This window comes from Leptolyngbya sp. BL0902 (assembly GCF_016403105.1).
Classification (GTDB): Bacteria; Cyanobacteriota; Cyanobacteriia; order Phormidesmidales; family Phormidesmidaceae; genus Nodosilinea.
The window spans coordinates 2,055,711-2,077,065 of the sequence record NZ_CP046155.1 but is presented as its reverse complement, the minus strand read 5'-3'; the positions used below and the strand labels follow the sequence as shown (position 1 = coordinate 2,077,065).

At 59.7% G+C, this 21,355-nt stretch carries 17 protein-coding genes; 10 read left to right on the top strand and 7 right to left on the bottom strand.

The window, feature by feature from the left end; translation table 11 throughout:
• Window positions 1–3: 3 nt before the first annotated feature.
• Complete coding sequence (locus tag GFS31_RS09205) at window positions 4–1,206, bottom strand: cysteine desulfurase family protein (protein WP_198807868.1); 1,203 nt, start codon at window positions 1,204–1,206, stop codon at window positions 4–6.
• A 249-nt stretch (window positions 1,207–1,455) separates the two neighbouring features.
• On the opposite strand from GFS31_RS09205, the gene GFS31_RS09200 reads away from it, so the two are divergent.
• Window positions 1,456–5,361 carry a hypothetical protein gene (locus tag GFS31_RS09200; RefSeq protein ID WP_198807867.1) on the top strand — a complete coding sequence of 1,302 codons (3,906 nt, stop codon included), beginning with the start codon at window positions 1,456–1,458 and terminating at the stop codon, window positions 5,359–5,361.
• 71 nt (window positions 5,362–5,432) lie between these two features.
• On the opposite strand, the gene GFS31_RS09195 is transcribed toward GFS31_RS09200, so the two are convergent.
• The 3 genes from GFS31_RS09195 to GFS31_RS09185 all read right to left on the bottom strand — a co-directional run bounded on the left by GFS31_RS09195 (window position 5,433) and on the right by GFS31_RS09185 (window position 6,633).
• Entirely contained in the window at window positions 5,433–5,897 is a 465-nt protein-coding gene (locus tag GFS31_RS09195) for a ferredoxin (protein ID WP_198807866.1), read from the bottom strand.
• 84 nt (window positions 5,898–5,981) lie between these two features.
• Window positions 5,982–6,374: a DUF1257 domain-containing protein gene (locus tag GFS31_RS09190; protein WP_198807865.1), complete on the bottom strand. Its 393-nt coding sequence runs from the start codon at window positions 6,372–6,374 to the stop codon at window positions 5,982–5,984.
• A 43-nt stretch (window positions 6,375–6,417) separates the two neighbouring features.
• Window positions 6,418–6,633 carry a DUF2997 domain-containing protein gene (locus GFS31_RS09185; protein WP_198807864.1) on the bottom strand — a complete coding sequence of 72 codons (216 nt, stop codon included), beginning with the start codon at window positions 6,631–6,633 and terminating at the stop codon, window positions 6,418–6,420.
• A 362-nt stretch (window positions 6,634–6,995) separates the two neighbouring features.
• On the opposite strand from GFS31_RS09185, the gene GFS31_RS09180 reads away from it, so the two are divergent.
• Window positions 6,996–7,160, top strand: a complete 165-nt coding sequence (locus GFS31_RS09180; RefSeq protein ID WP_198807863.1) for a hypothetical protein — start codon at window positions 6,996–6,998, stop codon at window positions 7,158–7,160.
• A gap of 262 nt (window positions 7,161–7,422) precedes the next feature.
• Window positions 7,423–8,160, top strand: a complete 738-nt coding sequence (locus GFS31_RS09175) for a succinate dehydrogenase/fumarate reductase iron-sulfur subunit (protein ID WP_198807862.1) — start codon at window positions 7,423–7,425, stop codon at window positions 8,158–8,160.
• A 116-nt stretch (window positions 8,161–8,276) separates the two neighbouring features.
• Here the strand turns inward: GFS31_RS09175 and glyS are convergent, their stop codons facing one another.
• The gene (gene glyS, locus GFS31_RS09170) at window positions 8,277–10,433 is read right to left on the bottom strand and encodes a glycine--tRNA ligase subunit beta (protein ID WP_198807861.1); all 2,157 of its coding nucleotides are present in this window, start codon (window positions 10,431–10,433) and stop codon (window positions 8,277–8,279) included.
• Window positions 10,434–10,955: 522 nt separating this feature from the next.
• On the opposite strand from glyS, the gene sat reads away from it, so the two are divergent.
• The 4 genes from sat (at window position 10,956) to GFS31_RS09150 (ending at window position 16,078) form a co-directional block, all read left to right on the top strand.
• Entirely contained in the window at window positions 10,956–12,137 is a 1,182-nt protein-coding gene (gene sat, locus GFS31_RS09165; protein ID WP_198807860.1) for a sulfate adenylyltransferase, read from the top strand.
• Between the two features lie 45 nt (window positions 12,138–12,182).
• Window positions 12,183–14,432 (top strand): caspase family protein, encoded by a 2,250-nt coding sequence (locus tag GFS31_RS09160; protein ID WP_198807859.1) that lies wholly within the window; start codon window positions 12,183–12,185, stop codon window positions 14,430–14,432.
• A gap of 78 nt (window positions 14,433–14,510) precedes the next feature.
• Window positions 14,511–15,230, top strand: a complete 720-nt coding sequence (locus GFS31_RS09155) for a potassium channel family protein (RefSeq protein WP_198807858.1) — start codon at window positions 14,511–14,513, stop codon at window positions 15,228–15,230.
• 77 nt (window positions 15,231–15,307) lie between these two features.
• Window positions 15,308–16,078: a DsbA family protein gene (locus GFS31_RS09150; protein WP_198807857.1), complete on the top strand. Its 771-nt coding sequence runs from the start codon at window positions 15,308–15,310 to the stop codon at window positions 16,076–16,078.
• Here the strand turns inward: GFS31_RS09150 and GFS31_RS09145 are convergent.
• Window positions 16,075–16,530 carry a T3SS (YopN, CesT) and YbjN peptide-binding chaperone 1 gene (locus tag GFS31_RS09145; protein ID WP_225907639.1) on the bottom strand — a complete coding sequence of 152 codons (456 nt, stop codon included), beginning with the start codon at window positions 16,528–16,530 and terminating at the stop codon, window positions 16,075–16,077. The genes GFS31_RS09150 and GFS31_RS09145 overlap by 4 nt on opposite strands.
• 298 nt (window positions 16,531–16,828) lie before the next feature.
• On the opposite strand from GFS31_RS09145, the gene GFS31_RS09140 reads away from it, so the two are divergent.
• A complete protein-coding gene (locus GFS31_RS09140; RefSeq protein WP_225907638.1) occupies window positions 16,829–18,580 on the top strand; it encodes a DUF697 domain-containing protein in 1,752 nt (583 codons plus the stop codon).
• Between the two features lie 61 nt (window positions 18,581–18,641).
• Here the strand turns inward: GFS31_RS09140 and GFS31_RS09135 are convergent, their stop codons facing one another.
• Entirely contained in the window at window positions 18,642–19,460 is an 819-nt protein-coding gene (locus GFS31_RS09135) for an HAD-IIB family hydrolase (protein ID WP_198807856.1), read from the bottom strand.
• Window positions 19,461–19,621: 161 nt separating this feature from the next.
• On the opposite strand from GFS31_RS09135, the gene GFS31_RS09130 reads away from it, so the two are divergent.
• Both GFS31_RS09130 and GFS31_RS09125 read left to right on the top strand, forming a co-directional pair.
• Window positions 19,622–20,587 (top strand): TIGR04168 family protein, encoded by a 966-nt coding sequence (locus GFS31_RS09130; protein WP_198807855.1) that lies wholly within the window; start codon window positions 19,622–19,624, stop codon window positions 20,585–20,587.
• 66 nt (window positions 20,588–20,653) lie between these two features.
• Window positions 20,654–21,145 (top strand): hypothetical protein, encoded by a 492-nt coding sequence (locus GFS31_RS09125; protein WP_225907637.1) that lies wholly within the window; start codon window positions 20,654–20,656, stop codon window positions 21,143–21,145.
• Window positions 21,146–21,355: the final 210 nt, after the last annotated feature.

Here is a 21,355-nt window from a genome sequence, read left to right as displayed (position 1 = left end):
TCGCTAGGAAATAGCCTCTGGCACGGTGTGGCCTTGATCTATGGGATCTATGGCGGCGGAGCGCAGGGCGGTAATCGTAGCGATGACGCCCTCGGCTACGTGATCAATTTCGTCGGCGGTGGTGAAGCGGCCCAGGCCAAAGCGCAGGGTGGCGTAGGCGAGATCATTGCTGCGGCCCAGGGCTTTGAGCACATGGGAGGGCTGGCGGCTGGCGGAACTACAGGCCGACCCGGAGGAAATGGCCACTAGGGATCGCAGCCCTAGGTGCAGGGCTTGGCCATCAACCCCGGCTACGCTGAGGTTGAGGTTGCCCGGTAGGCGCTGGCTAGGGTGTCCGTTCATTACGAGGCCATCACACGCCTGTAACCTGGCCCAGAGGTAATCGCGCAGCCCCTTCAGCCGTGGGGTTTCTGCGGTCATTTCTGCCAGACCCAGATCCACCGCCTTAGCAAAGCCGACAATTTGGGGCGTATAGAGGGTGCCGGAGCGCATCCCCCGCTCGTGGCCACCGCCGTGCTGCTGGGGGGCCAGGGTGACTCTGGGGTTGCGCCGCCGCACGTAGAGGGCACCGATGCCCTTGGGGCCGTAGACCTTGTGGGCCGTGAGGGACATCAAATCCACCTGCATGGCCTGCACGTCCAACGGCACCTTGCCGATGGCCTGGGCGGCATCGCTGTGGAAGAGGATGCCCAGGTCGTGGCAGCGTTGGCCAATGTCTGACAGGGGTTGCAGCACGCCGATTTCGTTATTGGCCGCCATCACTGACACCAAAATCGTGTCGGGCCGGAGTACAGCCTCCAGGTCATCCAGATTGACCAACCCGTTGGCCTGCACGGGCAAAACGGTAATCTCGAACCCTAGGCTGGCGAGGTAGGTGCAGGGATCCAGGACGGCATTGTGTTCTGTCTGCACGGTGACAATATGCCGCCCCCGCTGGAAATACGCCTCCGCGACGCCCTTGATAGCGAGGTTGTTGGCCTCCGTGGCCCCACTGGTGAAGACAATTTCCTCTGGGCTGGCATTAATCGCCGCTGCCAAGCGCTCACGGGCCTGCTTGACGGCGGCTTCGGCCTCCCAGCCATAGAGGTGACTGCTGCTAGCGGCATTGCCAAACTGCTGGGTAAAAAAGGGAATCATGGCCTCCATCACCCGTGGATCTACGGGGGTTGTGGCATGGCCATCTAGATAAATGGGTCGCTGAGTCATCGCTATGTCCCTGGTTGCCTGGGGGAAGTTTGCCTGGGGGAAGTTCACCTCGTCCTTTGATGCTATAGCGGTTCTGGGCGAATGACAGCCCTAGACGATGGAAAATCGCCCCCAACTGGTTTGGTTGATGGGCGTCTGCTGCCATGGTTTGGCCATGGATTACCCCCGGCCCCCAGGGAGTTCTGGAAAGGGCTGAATTATTCGGGGTAGACTAAGCCCTAGGCATCCGGGGCCAGGGGTGGCAGGTGAATGGACTTTGAAGACATTGCGGGGCTAGTCAATCAGGCGGCTCTGGAGCAGCTTGGGCGACCGCTAAAGGATGTGGAGCGCCTGGTATTGCAGGGCGCTTGGCACAACCAAACCTACGGGGCCATGGCCGACCAGGCGGTGGGCTACTCCGAGGATTACCTCAAAAAAGATGTGGGGCCAAAGCTATGGCACCTGCTATCTGGCTTGGTGGATCCCCACCACCAGGGCATTAAGGTGACAAAGCGTAACCTACAAAATGTGCTGCGAACCTGGGCTCAGCAGGGAAAATCCCCCCGTGGACTGGGGGTGGACTCGTCGGCAGCGGCAGGACTTATCATGCCAGGGTTAGGCGCGTCAGGATTGGGAGTACCAGGATCTGAGACGCCAACCTTGACGCCAACCTTGGGGACAGCCAGCACGGAGACACTGGGCAATGCTGGGGGAGCGGCTCCAGTGGCCCAGCGGGGGGTGAGATCGGCTCCAGCCATGGAGGTAGCGGATTTTTGGGGTCGGGCGGAGGACTTGGCCACCCTCAGTCAGTGGATTACTGGGGAGGGGGTAGAGGATGGCCCCTGTCGGCTGGTGTTGCTGTGGGGCTTGCCCGGTGTTGGGAAGACCGCACTGGCGGGGCAGCTCATCCACCGCCTTGGCCCCCAGATGGATCGCTGTGGCTACGTGGATCTGGCGGACTATCCCGATGATGCGTCGCTGCTGGTGGCCCTAGCGGATTGGTTGAGGCCGGAGGAACCGTTTGCCCCAGGCACCGTCGGCATAGATGGGGTCTTGGCCCAGCTAGAGCAACAGCGCTGCCTACTGGTGGTGGATGGGCTGGAAACTCGGCTAGCGCCCCAGCAACTGGCAGGCCATTACCAACCGGGCACTGAAACGCTACAGCGCCTGCTGCAACGGTGGGCCACCCACGCCCATGCCAGTAGTGTGGTGGTTATTAGCCGTGAGCCTCCGGCGGATCGGTTTCAGTGGATGGGGCCACGGGCGCAGGGCTATGGGCTGTCAGACCTGAGTGCGGCGGAGACCCAAGCCTTGCTGCACCAGCGTGGGGTGTTATCTATGACGCCCGACCAAGGGGAACGGTTTAGGCAACGCTACGGTGGCAACCCGCTGCTGCTACGTCGCCTCGCCACTACCCTCACCACGGTTTATCAGGGCCAGCTTGCGGCCTTCCTCGCCCAAAGCCCCCAGCCGGAATGGTTAGCAGATCCCTGGAAAGCCTTCCTGCAACGGCTCACCTTTGAGGAAGAGTACCTGCTATTTTGGCTGGCTTTGGCCCGTGCTCCGGTTGCCCTAAAGGCATTGCAAACGGCAATGCCCAACTATCCTGGGCCAGCGGTCGTGCAGTCCTTGGTTGATCGGGGGCTGTGTCAGGTGCAGGTGGCCCCAGTCTCTCCGTCCCATAGGTTGCCAGCCTGGCCGCAAGGGACGCCCCAAATTCCAAGCCAGGTTTCTAAGCCGGAGGGTCCCCCGTCTGATTTCCCCCCTACCGATACCCACCTCGGTCTACCGCCCTTGGTGCAAAGGTTGGTGGAGCCTCATTTGCTAGATCTGCTGGCCATGGAATGGCTGGCGGGGGAGTTTCACTGGCTTCAGCGGTTGCCCCTGGTGATGATGACGGCCTCAGAATCGGTGCAAACCGAGCAGCGATCCGCCCTAGTCGATCCCTTGGCCCAGCAATTACGCCAGCGGTTCCCTCTTTTGGCAGACTTGACGCAGGCGTGTCATCAACGGCTTCAGACCTTGCGGCAACAGCACCGGGGCCAACCCGGCTTTGGGGCGGCGAACTGGTTGCAGCTTTGCCAATCCTTGGGGGTCAGCGTTAGCGGGGCAGATTTTTCTGAGTTGGCCCTCTGGCAGGCCGACCTCCGCCAGATTAGTGTGCAGGGGGCTAACCTCCGTCAGGTGCAGTTTCGGCAAACGGCCTTTGCGACAGCCCTAGGGCGCAGTCCTCGGGTGGCCTTTTGTCCTCCGGTGAATCTAGCCAGCGGTTCGATGGCCCTAGCCGAGGGTGAGGAACCGCTGATGGTAACGGGCGACCAGGAGGGGCGTTTGCTGCTGTGGTCGGTGGATCGGGGCCAGGGGGTGCAGGGGCTCGACGACGGTGCGGCCTTGGCCATTGAGGCCCTAGCCGTTAACCCCGATGGTGACACCTTGGCTACGGGCGACGCCACGGGGCAAATTAGACTCTGGCTGCTGAGTCGTCGCACCCACTCGGATGCCCTCTGCGGCCACCGGGCGGCGGTACAAGCCCTGGCCTTCAGCGGAGATGGCGTTTGGTTGGCCTCTGGGGATAGCCAAGGGGAACTGCGGCTGTGGGAGGTGGCCTCTGGGCGCTGCTGGGCCTGCTGGACAGAGCATCCAGGGGCGATTCATAGCTTAGCCTTTAGTGCAGCGGGGGATCGCCTGATCAGCAGCGACGACCAAACTACCTGCCTGTGGGATCTATCCCAGGCGTGCCTCATCACGGCCTTTCGGGCTCCGGCTCCAGCTTCGATTCGCACCGCTGGATTTTTGCCCGACCCCAAGGATCCCCACAGCCCTGCCCTACCCTTTGCGGCAGGCTACGACGACCATGGCCTCGTGCTGTGGGATGTGCAAACGGGGCGTCCCTGTTGGTTGCTGACCATTGATGTCCAGCCCTTGCCCGCCCTTGCCCTCAGCCCCGATGGGCAATACCTGGCCTGTAGCCGTCCCGACTTTAGCGTGGTGGTGTGGGATATCCCCAGCCGGACTCTCTGCTATGGCCTACCTTCGGCAGAGGCTCCGGTGTGGTGGCTTAGCTTCAGCCCCAACAGTCAATACCTGGTCACGGGGAGTGACTATCAGATTCACCTATGGCAGGCTAACACAGGGGAAGCATTCCGCCGCTTTCTAGGGCAGGCTCATCCCGTCACCCACTTGGCCCTCAGCACCGCTGCTGCCCAACTGTTGACGGGCCACAGCGATGACCAACTCAGGCTTTGGCCACTAGACCCTCGCCCCTCTTCCCCCCGCACCCTAACGGGCCTCACCGACTCGATCCAAGCCTTGGCCCTCAGTGCCGATGGCCAGTGGTGTGCTAGCGCCAGCGCCAACCAAACGATTCACCTGTGGCACAGCGCCACGGGACAGCGCCAGTGGATTGCTCATCAGTTGGCCCATTGCCTTGCCTTCAGCCCCGATGGCCAAGGGCTAGCCAGTGCCGATGCCCACGCCTTATCTCTGTGGTCAGTTAGTCGTGGCCAACGCTTGCAGCAGTGGCCTAGTGGGTCTGCGCCGCCCTCTACCCTTATCTGGGGCGCAACCGATGGAAAGGACGACCCCAGGTTGAACCATCCCCGCCTCCTCAGCGGCCATCGGGACGGCACTATTGCTCTGTGGCCCCCCGAGGATGCAGAGCCCCGACGGCTGCAGGGCCATCAGCGCCCCGTCCACAGCCTTGCCCTTAGCCCTGATGGCGCAACCTTGATCAGCGCCAGCCATGATGGCACCGTTGTTTGGTGGGATCTGCCCCAGGGGCGCACATTGGGACGCTGGGCACCGCCCGACGGCCATTGGATCCATAGCGTCGCCTTTGACCCCAGCGGCACCGCCCTCGCGGCCACCAGCCACGGCACTGAAGTAGATTTGTGGCATCCCCAAACTAACCGTCGGTGTCGCCGTCTGCGGGGGCATCGCCAGCCTATTTGGGCGGCTCTCTTCAGCGCTGATGGCACATCCCTGGCTACGGCCAGCCACAATTCAGACGTCTTCGTTTGGGAGGTAGACCGAGGCGGTTGCCGCCACCAACTTCAGCCCGATCGCCCCTATGCCGGGGTGAACCTCCAGGGAGCTACAGGGCTCTCTGCTGCCGAACTAGATGTGCTCCAATCCCTGGGGGCATGGGTCAAGGACTCGTCTGCGGCGTTGTTCTGAGATGAGTGCCATCGGTGATCTAGCCCATGCCTAACGCACCACTACGCATCACCCATGCGGAACGGCCCTGCCTAGGTGTCTGACTTGTGGGAAGCTCGTTGGGCCTTGAGCTTGGAACGCCGCATTTGTAAAACGGCGGTGGCCTTATCTACCGGGAACCCAGCCACCGGAATGACTTGGTGTTTGCGGTCTGCCTCAAGCTGCTTCAGCTCGGTGTAGTCTACCCAGTGAATGCAGTCTACGGGGCAGGTGTCGATGGCTTCCTGAATGATGTCCTCCGAGTCGCCATCCTGACGGTAGACGCGGGAACGACCGTAGTCGGGCTCGATGTAAAAGGTGTTGCGGGCCACATGGGCACAGTGTTTGCAGCCAATGCAGGTGATTTCATCCACATAGACCCCCCGCTGCCGCAGTTGCCCCCCCAGTTCCGGCTCTAGTCCGGTACGGTCATCGGCTTGGCGCAGGTTCCCGCCCAACTCAGGCTCTAGCCCGCTAGGCGGGGCGGGGCAGTTCAGAGAGGAATCGACATCAGCCATGGGGCAAACTCCGTGCCAACAGGAAAGAACGATGGCCTCGCGATCCGCCTAAGGATCTTGGTCACCATCACCAGAGCAGTGAGCCTAACCGTTCCAGCGCTGCACCACGAGGCGCACTGAACCGTCGCTCTGGACCTGTTCTTCGGCAAGCTGAAAGCCCTGGCGCTGGCTCTCAGTAATGACGGTGTTGTAGGCGTAGCGCTGGGTCACTTGGCGCAGAAAACCATCCACCGTGAGGGGTTGCTGCCAATATTGCAGGTCGGCCACCAGTTCATAGTCTTGGGTGTCGGCGTTGCGACGAAAGCCGATGTCATAGCCATTTTCCTGGGGAATCACCAGTTCGGCTACTTCGGTTTGGCCTTGGTAGCCGCGCACCGAACAGGGGCCAGCTTTCCATGCTGTGCCCAAATCGGTGAGGGCCGCTTGCAGGGAGGACAGGTTACGGAGCTTGGTTTTAATCTGGCTAAAGTGTGACATGTTTTCTTCGGGATATTGAGAACAAAACCTTAAAGATAAGCGCTTACCACTGGCTGTAGGAAACCTGAGTTGCGGCCCGTTCCTGGAGCGATTGCTCTTGGGGTTGGGCGTAGTAGTCGGAGGTGGTTTGATGGGAGACCACCGTGCCCAACTGGGCTTCGATGGCTGCCGTCACTTCGGCACAGGAAGCCCCGACAATGCCTGTCACCATCTCCTTAACCCGACCATCGGGATAAATAATGAACTCTAGGGTTTCCATAGATAGGTGTTCACTTTTGGGGTCACGGAAGGCCAAAAGCACGGATAGACCTAGGTTTGTATCTAGCTTTTACCTGGGGCTAGTGCAGAAACCGTGCCATTTTATCCTACTAAGGATCAAGGGTTTTCGCTGCCGCTGGACATTGCAAAAGTCAATAACTGGCATTGACCTGCATTGTTTGGGGAGAGCGATACTCTCGATGAGATGTAGTGTCGCGTAACTTTTTGGGGGCGTCAAGGTAGAAGCAAAGGGCTAAGAGCGGTGTAAACCGGGCTGTTGGGCGGAGACGGCCTAGGGAGGCATCCCATTTTTGCAGGTAAATTGTTATCCTTCTTAACAAAGCGTTACAAATAGGAGAAGCTATGACCCGCCTATCTGCCCCCGCCCAGGCCGAGTCCTCCATCTGGGGGTTTACCCGCGATGCCGAGAACCTCAATGGCCGCCTTGCCATGCTGGGCTTTGCCTTTGCCATCGTGATCGAGCGTCTCAGTGGGGAAGGGGTACTGCATTTTCTCAACCTGATTTAGGGCAGGCTGATTGAGGTTCAGCTAGTTTAGAGCAAGCTGGCTTTGGGGTTGGCGGGTGCCCCTGGCGTTGATGGGCCAGCCTCGCCGCCAGTTCAGAAGAGGAGCGCTAGCTGGTCATCGGTAGGGTAGTTTTTTCTGGAATGATCGGGTATACCCTAGAGAGGGCTCGGTTCAGGCCATCTCCCGTCGGAACAGGGCTCAATCGGCAAAGCTCCTCAAGGCTGGCCCGGTGCTTCACGTTGTTTGATCTGGGTCTGGTACGATGCAACTTCACCTCAAGATTTGGCGACAACCCAGTGTCGATCAGCTGGGGCAACTGCGCACCTACACCCTGGCCACAGCCCATCCAGATATGTCCTTCCTGGAAATGCTGGATGTTTTGAACGAGCAACTGATCCACGCAGGGGAAGACCCGGTGGAGTTTGATCACGACTGTCGCGAGGGCATCTGCGGATCCTGCGGTCTGATGATCAACGGCAAGGCCCACGGGGGGAAGCAAGAAACGGCGACCTGTCAGCTCTATTTGCGTCACTTCCAAGATGGCGACACCATCACCGTAGAACCCTGGCGCGCCCAGGCGTTTCCGGTGGTGAAGGATCTGGTGGTGGATCGCACCGCCCTCGACCGGATTATGGTGGCGGGGGGGTATATTTCAGTCAAAACCGGGTCTGCCCCGGAGGCCAACGCCCTGCCTGTGCCCAAGCCCCAGGCCGATCAAGCCTTTGACTATGCGGCCTGCATTGGTTGTGGAGCCTGTGTGGCCGCCTGTCCCAATGCTTCCGCCTCGCTCTTTACCGCAGCTAAGGTCGCTCACCTATCCCTCTTGCCCCAGGGACATCCTGAGCGTAAAGCCCGCGTTCTGGCGATGACTGAGCAAATGGCCACCGAAGGTTTTGGGGACTGCTCTAACCACGGCGAATGTCAGGCGGTGTGCCCCAAGGGGATTTCCATCGACGCCATTGCTCGTCTGCGTCGGGAATATCTCATGGCTCAGTTTTGAGGGGTTGGGTTTGAGGGGCTGGGGAAGTGCTGTGGGCCTCGGTTCGCTATGGCGCTGTTTCTCGCTAGCGGTTGGGCTGCTCTCAACTCAGATAAGCAGCCCGACTCGCATCACCCCTAGCCTTTCACAATCGCCCCAAAGTTAGCTAATACCAGGGCATGGTTTCGCAGCAGACCTAGCAGATTCAGGCGGTTTTGGCGGATGGCGGGGTTTTCGTCCATCACCAAGACGCTATCGGGGCCATCGAAGAAACCACTGACCACGGGGGCCGCTTGCTGAAGGCCGGAGAGCAACTGCTGATAGTCGCGGCTGGCCTGGGCGGCTTGGGTTTGGGGCAGTAGGGTGTCTAGGGTGTCCAAAAACGCCTGTTCGGCGGGGGATTGGAACTGCTTGGCATCCACCAATCCAGCGGGGTCAAGAACCGTAGTGGCCAGATCGCCCTGGGCCGCAAGGCGGGTGGCGCGGGTAACGGTTTCGTAGATGGTGGCAAGGCGTCCGTCCTGGCGGATTTCCTGGAGGAACTGCGCCCGATTTTTGGTGTCCAGCAAATCCACCAGGGCGCGGTCGGCGTAGGCGGGATTGTCTTCGCCTAGGGTGGCATTCACCAGGTCGTAATCAATCCCCAATTCGTCCTGGAGCAGGGTTTGCACCCGCTGGAGGAAAAAGTCCCGCAGTTGGCCCAGCAGCGGTTCGGCGTCGGCAATGGGGATACCCGGATTCGCCACGGCATCGGCCACTACATCTTGAAGCAGGGCCAGCAGGTTAAGGGGCAAACCCGCCGCCCAGATGATGTTCACCACAGCATTGGCGGCGCGGCGCAGGGCAAAGGGGTCGGAGGAACCGCTGGGTTTTTCGCCCAAACTAAAGATGCTGACCAGGGTATCCAGGCGGTCGGCAATGCCAACGACTTGGCCCACCTGGGTTTGGGGCAGTTGGTCGTGGGCACCCCTAGGCAGGTAGTGCTCAAAAATAGCGGTGGCGACGGCGTCGGGTTCGCCGCTGTGGGTGGCGTAGGTTTGGCCCATCACGCCCTGGAGTTCGGGGAATTCTCCCACCATTTGGGAGACCAAATCCGCCTTGCACAGGTGGGCGGCGCGTTGGATGTGTTGGCGAGTCGCAGCCTCGACCCCAAGCTGAGCGGCAATGCGGGCGGCGATGGCTTCGATGCGCTGCACCTTGGCGGCCACGGAACCCAGCCGCTCCTCAAAGGTGACGGTTTCCAGCTTTTCGACAAATTGATCCAGGGAAACGGCCCGGTCGGCATCGAAGAAAAACTTGCCGTCGGAGAGGCGGGCGCGGATCACCCTGGCGTTGCCCTCAGCGATGATGGCGGCTTTGGCCGGATCGCCGTTGGAAATAGTGATGAAGTAGGGCATGAGGTCGGCAGACTGGGCCGACTTCCGCACCGGGAAATAGCGCTGGTGGCTTTCCATTTCCATGGTGGCGACTTCCGGCGGCAGTTCTAAAAATTCTGCGTCAAACTGGCCGACGACGGCGGTGGGCCACTCCACCAGGTTGGTCACTTCGTCCAACAGGGCTTCCGAAATAACGGGTACGCCACCCAATTCCTTCGCGGCATCCTCCACCTGCTTTTGGATCAGCAGGCGACGGGCAACGGGATCGATTTCCACAAAGGCGTGGCGCAGGGTTTCCACATAGTCTTGGGCCTGCTTCAGGGCGATGGCCTCTGGCGCTAGGACTCGATGGCCTTGGGAATGGCGACCACTCTGGCAGGTGATGGATCCATTTTCCAGGGTGAGGGGCAGCACTTCGGTATCCAGCAGCGTTACCAGCCAGCGAATGGGCCGAGGGAAGCGCAGATCGCCATCGCCCCACCGCATAAAGCGCTTGCCTTCGAGGTTCAAAATCCAGCCGGGAATCAGCTCTGTCAACACCTCAGCGGCGGGTCGTCCGGCAATGGCCTGGGTGACGAAGACAAACGCGCCCTTATCGGTTTCGCGCACTTCCAAGGCATCGAGTTCGACCCCACGGGAACGGGCAAACCCTTCAGCGGCCTTGGTGGGCTGGCCGTCTTTGAACGCCGCCTGGGCCGGGGGGCCTTTCACCTCCTCCGTGCGGTCGGGCTGACGGTCGGGCAACCCCTTTAGCACCATGGCCAACCGCCGAGGAGTGCCGTAAAACCGCACCAGTTCTGGGGCGAGGGCCTGTTCTTCTAAATCTGCCACAACCCGTTGCTGCCACTGAGCCAGGGCATCGCTTACAAAACTGGCGGGCAATTCTTCGGTGCCCACTTCCAGCAAAAATGTCGCCATAGGAAAAGAGAAAGTAAACCGTGGATCGCAGTGCTACCGACTGGGCCTGAATAGGGCCATCACCCTGACAGGCCAGATTTTTTGCAGCTTTACCAGTCTACCAAGAAGCGACGCTGGGCTTTGGGGGTTTGTGGAGGGACAGGTCAACATAAACCCATGACTCGATACCAAGGTGAGGAGATCGCCACGGTCATCCACGGCTGATGGGCAGATGATTCTTCGGTGGCGACCTCGACTCTGTGGCAGAATTTTCTACAGCAGATAAATTCCCGTCTAATCGCAGTTGAATTGCAGTCAAATTGAATTTTGAACCCATGAAAATCTCCGTCGCAGGTGACATTGGTGCCAAGATGTAATTTCATGGAGTAAGCGAGTCAATCGAGCCATTGTGTGGTTTGTGGCCCTGGCGAGTATGGTTCATCGCCTTAATGACAACGGCGGACATTGACCCTAGGGGTAATGACGCTGCTCCGGTCTGACTTCGCGGCCAATGTCGCCCAGTGTAGGAAAACGGTATCTCTCATGACGATGCATAAGGATGGTATTGCCCCCCACGGTGGCACGCTCATCAATCGCCTAGTTTCCCCCGAAAAGGAAGCCCATTTTTTGGATCAGGCCGATCATTTGCCCCGTGTGACCTTGGATGAACGGGCCTTTTCCGACCTGGTGATGATTGCCATTGGCGGCTTCAGCCCCCTAGACGGCTTTATGAAAAAGGCCGACTACGATCCCGTCGTGACGGATATGCGGTTGGCCAATGGCTTGCCCTGGGCGGTGCCTGTCACCCTGTCTGTGAGCGAAGCGGTGGCGGATCCCCTGAAGGAAGGCTCCCTGGTGCGACTGGATGACCCCACCGGGCGCTTTGTGGGCGTGCTGGAACTGGAAGAAAAATACACCTACGACAAAGCCCGCGAGGCCATCAACGTCTACCGCACCGACGAAGACAAGCATCCCGGCGTGAAGGTGGTCTATGAGCAGGGCGCGGTGAACCTGGCTGGCCCGATCTGGCTAATGCAGCGGGATCCCCATCCCCTGTTCCCCAAGTACCAAATTGACCCCGCTGTCTCCCGCGCGATGTTCCGGGAAAAGGGCTGGAAAACCGTGGTGGGCTTCCAAACTCGCAACCCCATCCACCGCGCCCACGAGTACATTCAAAAGTGCGCCCTAGAGACCGTGGACGGGCTGTTCTTGCATCCCCTGGTCGGGGCCACCAAGTCCGACGACATCCCCGCCGATGTGCGGATGCGCTGCTACGAAATTATGGTGGAGCATTATTTCCCGCAGGATCGGGTGATTCTGGCCATTAACCCCTCTGCCATGCGCTATGCAGGGCCACGGGAAGCCATTTTCCACGCCCTAATTCGCAAAAACTACGGCTGCACCCACTTCATCGTCGGGCGCGACCATGCCGGGGTGGGCGACTACTACGGCACCTACGACGCTCAGTACATCTTCGACGAGTTTGACCCCGCCGAACTGGGCATCGTGCCGATGAAGTTTGAGCACGCCTTCTACTGCACCCGCACGGGGGGCATGGCCACCTCCAAAACCAGCCCCAGCACCAAGGAGGAGCGCATCCACCTGTCGGGCACCAAGGTACGCGAGATGCTGCGCCGGGGAGAACTGCCCCCGCCGGAATTCTCCCGGCCCGAAGTGGCGGCGGAACTGGCCCGCGCCATGCGAGTCCCCGAAGCAGTCGGCTAAGGTATCCTCTACCTAGGGCACACCATCACTGGGGCAAGCCATTCCGTGACACTGAATCGACGGACGTTTTTGCAAGGGGCGATTCTGGCGCTGGGGGCGCTAGGCGTAGGGGGGGGTAGCCTGGTTTGGCCCGCTTCCTATGCCCAAGCCCTCGGCAAACCTGCCCGTCGCAAGCTGGCCCTATTGATTGGCATTAACCAGTACCCAGATCGGGCCATTAGCCCCACCCCTGGTCAAGACATTGTCCTCAAGGGGTGCCTCACCGATGTGGAGATGCAGCGGCAGTTGCTTATCCACCGCTTTGGCTTTGCGCCCTCGGATATCCTCACCCTCACGAATCAGGCGGCGACCCGCCAGGGCATCCTCAACGCCCTCGATCAGCACCTCGTTCAGCAGGCCCAGGCCGACGACGTGGTGCTGCTGCATTTCAGCGGCTACGGTAGCCAAGTGCGCTGGGACGGCAACCCCAGCCGCACCTACCGCACCTGGGTGCCCGTGGATGGACGCCTGCCCAGCAGCGATCAGCCCGCCCTAAATGACCTGTTTGAGGTGGAAATTTCGGCCATTCTGCGACGGGTGGCCACAGCTAATCTGACCACGGTGATCGACGCCGGAAGCCAGGATACGGGCTATCTGCGCTGGGGCAATATGAAGGTGCGATCTCGGCCCACGGTGCCCACGGGCCACTTGCCGGAACCTTTCTTGGGCACGGTGGAAGGAGCCAGAGAAGGCGAAACCCCTTGGCCCGGTTTGCTGTTGAGAGCCAATACCCCCGGCAGTCTGGTGCTAGAGGGGCCGTGGGATGGCTTCAGCGCCGGACTGTTCACCTACGCCCTCACCCAAGGTCTATGGGAAGCCGCAGCGGATCCCAATCCCAAGCTGCTGATCCAGCGGACGGGGGATCGGCTCCAGCGCTGGACTGGGCCGGATGAAGTCCCAACCCTGGGGAATGTGCTGGTGCCCAAGGCCGTGACTATGCCCTACAGCTTGCCCCCAGATCAGCCCAATGCGGCAGGCATAGCGCAACCCGCCGACCAACGCAGCCTCGACCTTTGGCTGGGCGGGCTCTCGCCAGAACTACTGCCCTACCTCCAGCCCGGATCTCGGTTTACCATCCCCAATCCTCTCGCTGCCGATGCCGCTACGTCTACGGAGTCCACGGTCCCCGATGTCTTCCCCGATCCTGGTTTAGACCTGCGGCTAGAGTCGCGTACGGGCCTCCATGGCATCGCCAAACCCGTGATGGCCGATGCCCCCCTACCCACCACGGCCCAGCCGCTGTACGAAACAGTGCGCCTGTTGCCCACCAACCTTTCCCTCGGTGTGGCCCTAGATGCCCAACTTAAACGGGTGGAGCGAGTGGATGCTACCAGCGCTCTAGCAGGGTTGCCCTTCGTGACGGCCCAAACTGCGGGAGATCACAGTGCCGACGCGCTGTTTGGGCGTTTGCCCTTGGGGCCTGTGGGTCGCGCCAACGAAAGTGACCGTCCGGCCTCCCCAGATCGGCAAACAGAAAGCAGCTATGGTTTGTTTGCCCCCAATCGCACCCTGGTGCCGGGGACTATGCTAGCCAAGGATGAGGCGGTCAAAACCGCTATTACGCGCCTGACGCCCACCCTGCGTTCCCTATTGGCCCTGAAGCTGATCCGCCTGACCCAAAACCGCTTTGCCTCTGGGCTTGCGGCCTCAGTGGCGGTGGAAGCCGTTGGCCCCAAGCCCACGGTGCTGCTGCGCCAACAGACAGAAGCCAGCCGCCGCACCCACCCCGGCCTCACCGATCCCGGCAACGGCCCCACTCGCCTCAACCTGCCACGGGATACCCGGTTCCAGTATCGCATCACCAACCATAGCGCAGTGCCCCTATACGTGATGGTGATTCGGTTCAATAGCCAAGGAGACTGCTCGGCTTTGGTGGTGCCCCCTGAAGAGAGCGGTAATACCGACGAGACCCAGCTTATCCTGCCGCCCTTGGCTCCTCGACAAACCCTGTTGGTGCCCAATCAGGCCAACGGCTGGGGCATTCTGGGGTCTACCGCCTGGGTTGAGACACACATTGTTCTCAGCGCCCAACCCCTGACCTACAGCCTTGCGGTACTCGCTGCCGATGGCGCTTTGCCCCCTCCCCAGGCCGACCTACAGCGGGTTGAGCAACCCCTGAAATTTGCCCAAGCCCTGTTACAAGACCTCCATCATGACGATGCGCTCCCAGAGGGGCGCAGTGTTGGGGATGTTTATGCCCTAGACCATCGACAGTGGGCTACGCTGCATGTCAGCTATGGCATCACCCTGTCCTAGGAGCCTCCCTCTCCAAAGGGTCGGGGCTTTTTTCGGATTGGCACTCCGCTAGGATAGGTGAGGATAGCAGGAGGCGAGATGTACATACTGATTGGCGGCATGGGGCGCATGGGTACAGAATTGGCCAAAACTTTGTTGGCCATGGGGCACACCATTGCGGTGGTTGATAGCAACCCCCTTGTCTGTCAGCAGGTGCGCGAAAAGATTGGGGTGATGGCCTTTGAAGGCAGCGCTGTAAATACGACGGTGCTGCTAGAGGCCGGGATTCGCAAGGCTGGAGTGGTGATTGCCACGCTTCAGGAGGATGCCCTGAACCTGGCCCTGGTAACGCTGTGCAAACACTATGGCGTGCCGCAAATCATTGTGCGAATGAGTGATCGCGACTTTGCGGAGCCCTATCACTTGGCGGGCGCAACCCACATCATGAGCACGGTAGACCTAGCCATTAACCGTATGGTCAACGCCATTGAGTATCCCCAGGTGGATGCCATGATGCATTTTGAACAGGGGCAAATTGAAGTGCTGAAGCTGTCTATTCCCCAAACCTGCTCGATTGTGGGCCGCAGCGTGGCTGAAATTGCCCAGGATCCTCGCTTCCCGGCGGGGACGCTCATCATTGGCTACCAAGCCCATCCCCACGAAGCCCTTAGCATTCCCAACGGCAGTTCTATCCTAGAAAGTGGCTCTACCATCCTTGCCGTCACTAAGCCCGAACTGGTGCGACAGTTGATCGACTTCATGGGGCTTTGCTCTGCCCCCGATCCGCCGTCTTTGGTATCTACCCTGCACCGCCCATAGCTGGGTCATCGTGGCCCCTCATGGCCCCCCAGGCTGCACCTTTGCCCCCCACTCCGGTAACAGAACCCCTCTCCCCCATGGCACAAATCTGGCAAAAGATTCTTCACTCTAAGCGTTTGTTGTGGTTTTGTTTGGGCCTAGTGGGGCTGGGGTTAATCGTTCCCTTGGCGGCCCTGGTGCCTTGGCCAACGCTCTTGGGGACAGCCGAGCCCCCGTCCGATAGCCCAGCGGCTACTGGCCCTAAGCAGGCCGTTGTCACCGAGGTGATCACCAGCCTAGATCGGGCAGAGTTGATCGCCACCTCGGCCACCCAGGGCAACCCCAATGCGGCCATTGTGCTGTTTAAGTTTTCTGATTTTCAGTGCCTTTACTGTGCTGTTTCTGCCGCCCAGATGAAGGATTTTATCCGTCGCCACAACGGGGATATGCTTTACGTCTACAAGCATTTTCCCTTGGATAATATCCATCCTGAGGCCACCCCCGCCGCCAAAGCCGCTTGGGCCGCAGGCCAGCAGGGGCAGTTTTGGCTCTACCACGATGGTCTCTTTGCCAATCAGGAACGGCTGGGGGAGGATCTTTACCTGGAGCTTGCCAGCGCCATCGGGTTGAATTTGGAGCAGTTCAACCGAGATCGCCACGGCCCCGAAGCAGAGGCCACCCTCCAGCGGGATCGGGCCTTGGCCCAGCGCCTCGAACTCCAAAGCGCCCCCACCTTTCTGATGAACGACCTGCTAATTCCGGGGGCCATTACGCCGGAACTGCTGGAAATCTTGTTCCAGGACATCAATGGGCGCATCCGAGCCAACACCCAACCCTCCGAGCCTGTGAACCAACCCAGCACCGACTAGGAAGCCCAACGGTCTAGGGCTCGCTTGCCACCCCACCGGGCCACAATTTCGTCATCATAGTTATCGGCGATGCGGATGACGGTGGTGACGGAATGGTTGAGGGCATTGCGTTCGCAGCCTTCGCCTAGGAGGCTGTGTTCAAACACAATGTCGTTTTCGGCATCGTAGGCAAAGCGGCCAAAGTAGATGTTGTTGTTTTCTCGTAGCAGGTAGTAACTCAGCTCTGGGGTGAGGTGAATGTCTGTCACCACGTAGGAGCGAGTGGTGATGAGGGTTTCGTCTTCGTGCCACGGAACAACCCGCGTGGAGGCCACCGCTGAGCCTAGATTGACGATAAACAGGGGCTCATCCTCAAACACCACCAGAGACTCCCCAAATAAATCATGCATCCAGGGCAAAATCCGGTAGTAGACCTCCCGTTGGCCCGGTGTTTTGAACTCGATACTGCCCATGGTGTCTGTCTAGTGTCGATACGATTGCGAGATTGGCAATTACGAGATTGCCGCTGTGAGATGGCCGAGAAGGAGAACTGCGGCGCAGATTGAGGGTGACTGCCGCACTTTAGCCCAGCTGATCGCCCAAGGGAGAATCGAACGTCGCCCAACGTCGCTTTTCTGACCTATTCTCGCATCCCTTGCTAAGGGATTCATCAGAATCGTCCAAAATTCCGGTGATCTCCCTGGGAGTTCTCACCCTGCTACGAGCAGCCCTTCGCTATGCTGAAGATTCGGGTTATCACACATCAGGCCCATGGCTTCTAGCGAACTGTCTTCTCCCTTGCCCAGCGAATGGTCTGCTGCCGAAGCGTCTTCCAGCGCACTGTCTCCTAGTGAGTCTCGTGAACTATCTCCTGGCGAACCGTCTCCCAGGAGCCCAGGATCGTCTGACGGGGCTGCACCGCCTAGTACGGCCATCGTTTTGGCGAGGGATATTCCAGGGTGGGACGATGGGATCTGGGACGATGTGGATGCGGCCCTTACCTGGATGGCCTCTGACCCAGACAGCCCTCCTGCTTCCCCGGTCTCGCCCCTGCCCAGCGCCGTCCGTCCTCTGCCACCGCCGCCCTCTCGGCCCCCCACCTGGGATGAGGTGGAACAGGAGTTGGGGCAACTGGTGGGAGAGGTTCAAACCCTGCAAGATGACGCCAACTATCGCCGTGCCCAGGGGGCGCTGCGGGATTTGGTGCAGCGGCTGAACCTAACCCCACGGGAGCGCACGGGCCTGGATGAGGCGATCCACAGCCTCAGCGGGTTGCTAGATAAGTTGGAGAACACCGTCGTTCATATTGCGGTGTTTGGTCTGGTGGGGCGGGGCAAGTCGTCGCTGCTAAATGCGTTGCTGGGTGCGGAGGTGTTTGCTACAGGCCCGATTCACGGCGTCACCCAAGTGGTGGAAGGAGCGCAGTGGTCGGTGGCCCAAGATTGGGGCGCGGGGGCTGAGGAGGGACCGGATTTACGGCGGGTGTCGCTGAAGAGCCTCGGCCAGTCGCGCATTGAGTTGATTGACACCCCCGGCCTGGATGAGGTGGCGGGGGAGGAACGGGCTACCCTGGCTCAGCGCGTTGCCGAACAGGTGGACTTGATTTTGTTTGTGATTGCGGGCGACCTGACGCGGGTGGAGTATGAAGCTCTCCACGCCCTGCGGCGGGCCAGCAAGCCAATTCTGCTGGTGTTCAACAAGATGGATCAGTACCCGGAGGCGGATTGCCAGCAAATCTACGACGTTCTCTGCGACCAACGGCTGAAGGATTTGATTTCGCCGGAGGAAATCGTGCGGGTGGCGGCGGCTCCCCTGGCGGTGCAGGCGGTGGAGCAGGGGGATGGCTCTGTCGTTTACGAAACCGTGCGGGGAACGCCCCAGGTAGACGACCTCAAACTCAAGATTTTGGACATCCTGCACCGCGAGGGTAAGGCTCTGGTGGCGCTAAACACGTTGATCTATGCCGACGCCATCAGTGCAGAAATTGTGGAACGCAAGCGGCAAATTTGTGACCGCATCGCCGACGACACGATCTGGAATGGGGTGATGATTACGGCTGTGGCTGTGGCCCTAAACCCCATCACCATGGCCGACCTAATCAGTGGAGCCCTGATTGACGTGTCGCTGATCCTCACCCTCTCCCGCATCTACGGTCTGCCCATGACCCAAACGGCAGCGATTCAGCTCCTCAAGCAAATTGCTGTCGGCCTTGGCGGCATTACCCTCAGTGAAGTGGCGGTGACGGTAGGTCTGAGTTCCCTGAAGGGATTACTGGGGGTGTCAGCCTTGGCGACGGGGGGCCTGTCCCTTGCGCCCTACATTCCTGTGGCCCTCACCCAAGCGGCGGTGGCTGGACTCTCTACCTACGGCCTAGGCCAAGTCGCCAAAACCTACCTCACCAACGGAGCTGCCTGGGGGCCAGAGGGGCCAAAGGCTGTGGTACGCCAAATTTTAGACAGCCTAGATGAAGCCTCGATTTTGAGCCGCATCAAAACTGAGTTGCGGGCCAAGTTGCAGGGCTAGACTTGGGTGGAAAAAGGGGGTGAGGGAACTCAATCCCATTGAGCCAGGTCATGGAGCTGTTTCATGGAGCCAGGTCATCGATCTGATGGATGACGGCCTCGGCCCAACCCGTAGGGGCTGGAGACGGAGCTACGGGCCAACCCCGCTCCGCCAGTTGAGGATGGGGACCCGACACGCCGGGTAGAATGATCGGCTGATCGACCACCTCTAGCATAGGGATGTCGTTGGGGCTGTTACCCAGGCCCAGGGTGGTGAGGGGAGTATCGGGGTAGGCGCTTCGGTAGAGGGCTACGAGTTGGCGCACCGCTTCTCCTTTACCCGCTGCGCCGCCAATCAGATGGGAGAAGCGATCTCCTAACACCACCCGAAACCCCATTTCCTCTGCCGCCCCTTGGAGATCGGCCTCTGTCACGTTTTTGGGCGTCATAAACGGTTCGCTAAAGTCTCTGGCCTTGGCCCGTTTGGCGGCTGCGGTCGATAGCCCCGTGAGCTGTTCCACTTGCTCCACGCTCCAATCTCCAAAACCCTTGAGCGGACGACCCAAGATTTGGGCCATGGCCTTCAATCCGGCCCGCGCCGTGACATAGTTGCACCCCAGGGTCACAACGCGGTAGTTGCCCTCGTCCTCCCCCGCTGGGCAAGGAAAGGGAATTCCGGTTTGGGGGACGTAAATCGCGCTGCCGTTTTCCACCACAAAGGGATCTCGCAACCCCAGGGCCTGCCGCAGGTGGTCTACTTCGGCACGGGTTTTACTGGTGACGGGGATGACCGGAATAGACCGCTGAGCCAGGGCCGTCAGAACAGGCTGTACGGCCTGACAGTCGTAGGTTTCTGCGTTGAGGAGGGTACCGTCGAGGTCGGTAAAAATTAGATAAGGCATGACTTCGGCCCGGTGGATACCCGTTTATTGTCTGGTAATTTTGGCCTTTAATAAATTTTGACCTTTAATAAAAGATAGGCTCAGTAGATCGCAAACTCCCTTGAATAGCTTGAGATTGCCCCTCACCCTCATTCTCTCTCATCCCTCCACCTGCCTCGCCCATGACCTCCGTTGCCTCCGCCCCAATCCATACTAACCGCGCCCCCGCGCCCCTCACCCTCGCTGTGGTGGGAGATGTCCACGATCAGTGGAGCGAGGCTGATGCGCTGGCTCTGCATCGGTTGGGGGTGGATTTAGTGCTGTTTGTAGGTGATTTTGGCAATGAGGCCGTTGCGTTGGTGCGCCAGGTGGCGGCCCTAGATTTGCCCAAAGCCGTAATTTTAGGTAATCACGATGCCTGGTACAGCGCTACGCCTTGGGGTCAAAAGAAGTGCCCTTACAACCGCCAACAGGAGGATTGGGTCGCCCAGCAGTTGCAGGATTTGGGCCACTGCCATGTAGGCTATGGCCATCTAGACTTACCCCAGTTGGGCCTATCGGTAGTGGGTGGACGTCCGTTTAGCTGGGGGGGCTCCACTTGGACAAATGCCCCCTTCTACGCCGAACGCTATGGGGTCAATAGCTGGGAAGCGTCCATCGAGCGTCTGTGCGATGCCGTGAATGCAACCGCCTATGACAACCTCATTTTCATTGGCCACAGTGGCCCACAGGGATTGGGCGCAGCGCCCGAAGATCCCTGTGGGCGAGATTGGAACCCCATCGGCAGTGACTATGGTGATCCTGACCTAGCGGCGGCCATTGCCTACGCTAAGCAGAGCGGTAAAACCGTTCCGTTGGTGGCCTTTGGGCACATGCACCACACCCTACGCCATCGCAAAGATCGCCTGCGCCGCCAAATTCACAGCGCTGGGGCAACGGTTTACCTCAATGCCGCTAGGGTGCCCCGTTGGCGACAGCAGAATGGTGTCACCCAACGCCACTTTTCCCTAGTCACGCTGCAAGCCAACCAGGTCACTCGTGCTCGCCAGGTTTGGGTCGATGATCAACTCGGCATCGTTGACGACAACGACCTGATGGAGCCTTCCCTCCTCCACCAGGCGCTAACCGGAACATCCCCCGTCCGTTGAAACGATCTCTAGCGGTATACTCAGTCCATCGCAATCCCGTAGCCGCCCATGCAGTATTTGGCGAAGGTGCAAAGAAAAACATTAGTTGGCGGGGCTGAACTCGCGCTGCTGGCGGTGCGTACCTCCGAATCCACCTGGGAACGCCTCCCTGCCGAGCGCACCGTGGAAACCTCTCGCTTGCTAGCGTTCCAAGAAGGCCATCTGGTGCTGGTAGATGTGGAAGGGCCAGACCAAGTTAGCGCCATTGAAGACGCAACCGCCTGGGTGCTCAATCTAGTCGAAGACTACCTCAGCTATGGCGTCACCCCTACCGCCCTAGAGCAGGAGATTGAACGGGCCGAACAATGGCGGCAGTCCCTCACCCTAAAAAGCCAAGAGGTAGATCGTCGCGCCCTAGAGACAGCTGCCCGCCGGGACGAAATCCAAGAACTAGAGCGCAGCCTAAAACAAGAACGCGCAGAACTCGAACAACAATGGGAAGCGCTCAAACAACAGCAATCCGCTGCGCCAGCCAGCACTCCAATCTTATCCACAGAAAATAATATGAAAAACCATTAAGAATAGAGGCCATCAGCCTTCTTATTCGATAGTGGCCGTTTCCATGCGCCCCAGAGTCCTGAAATACTCCCAAGAATCGCCCGCAAGTCTTATATCTGGACTTGATAGTACTAAAAATAGTCCAATCTAGACATCCTTGATTCCTTTATTGAGACAGAATCATCAGCACCGCCATGAATGTCATAGGCGCTGGATGAGAGCAGGGAACCA

Excerpts from the sequence above, each read along its gene's own strand:
- GFS31_RS09200 (WP_198807867.1), top strand. The coding sequence starts at position 1,456 with ATGGACTTTGAAGACATTGCGGGGCTAGTCAATCAGGCGGCTCTGGAG.
- sat (WP_198807860.1), top strand. The coding sequence starts at position 10,956 with ATGACGATGCATAAGGATGGTATTGCCCCCCACGGTGGCACGCTCATC.
- GFS31_RS09135 (WP_198807856.1), bottom strand. The coding sequence starts at position 19,460 with ATGCCTTATCTAATTTTTACCGACCTCGACGGTACCCTCCTCAACGCA.
- glyS (WP_198807861.1), bottom strand. The coding sequence starts at position 10,433 with ATGGCGACATTTTTGCTGGAAGTGGGCACCGAAGAATTGCCCGCCAGT.
- GFS31_RS09155 (WP_198807858.1), top strand. The coding sequence starts at position 14,511 with ATGTACATACTGATTGGCGGCATGGGGCGCATGGGTACAGAATTGGCC.
- GFS31_RS09145 (WP_225907639.1), bottom strand. The coding sequence starts at position 16,530 with ATGGGCAGTATCGAGTTCAAAACACCGGGCCAACGGGAGGTCTACTAC.
- GFS31_RS09130 (WP_198807855.1), top strand. The coding sequence starts at position 19,622 with ATGACCTCCGTTGCCTCCGCCCCAATCCATACTAACCGCGCCCCCGCG.
- GFS31_RS09180 (WP_198807863.1), top strand. The coding sequence starts at position 6,996 with ATGACCCGCCTATCTGCCCCCGCCCAGGCCGAGTCCTCCATCTGGGGG.
- GFS31_RS09150 (WP_198807857.1), top strand. The coding sequence starts at position 15,308 with ATGGCACAAATCTGGCAAAAGATTCTTCACTCTAAGCGTTTGTTGTGG.
- GFS31_RS09195 (WP_198807866.1), bottom strand. The coding sequence starts at position 5,897 with ATGGCTGATGTCGATTCCTCTCTGAACTGCCCCGCCCCGCCTAGCGGG.
- GFS31_RS09205 (WP_198807868.1), bottom strand. The coding sequence starts at position 1,206 with ATGACTCAGCGACCCATTTATCTAGATGGCCATGCCACAACCCCCGTA.
- GFS31_RS09175 (WP_198807862.1), top strand. The coding sequence starts at position 7,423 with ATGCAACTTCACCTCAAGATTTGGCGACAACCCAGTGTCGATCAGCTG.
- GFS31_RS09185 (WP_198807864.1), bottom strand. The coding sequence starts at position 6,633 with ATGGAAACCCTAGAGTTCATTATTTATCCCGATGGTCGGGTTAAGGAG.
- GFS31_RS09190 (WP_198807865.1), bottom strand. The coding sequence starts at position 6,374 with ATGTCACACTTTAGCCAGATTAAAACCAAGCTCCGTAACCTGTCCTCC.
- GFS31_RS09140 (WP_225907638.1), top strand. The coding sequence starts at position 16,829 with ATGGCTTCTAGCGAACTGTCTTCTCCCTTGCCCAGCGAATGGTCTGCT.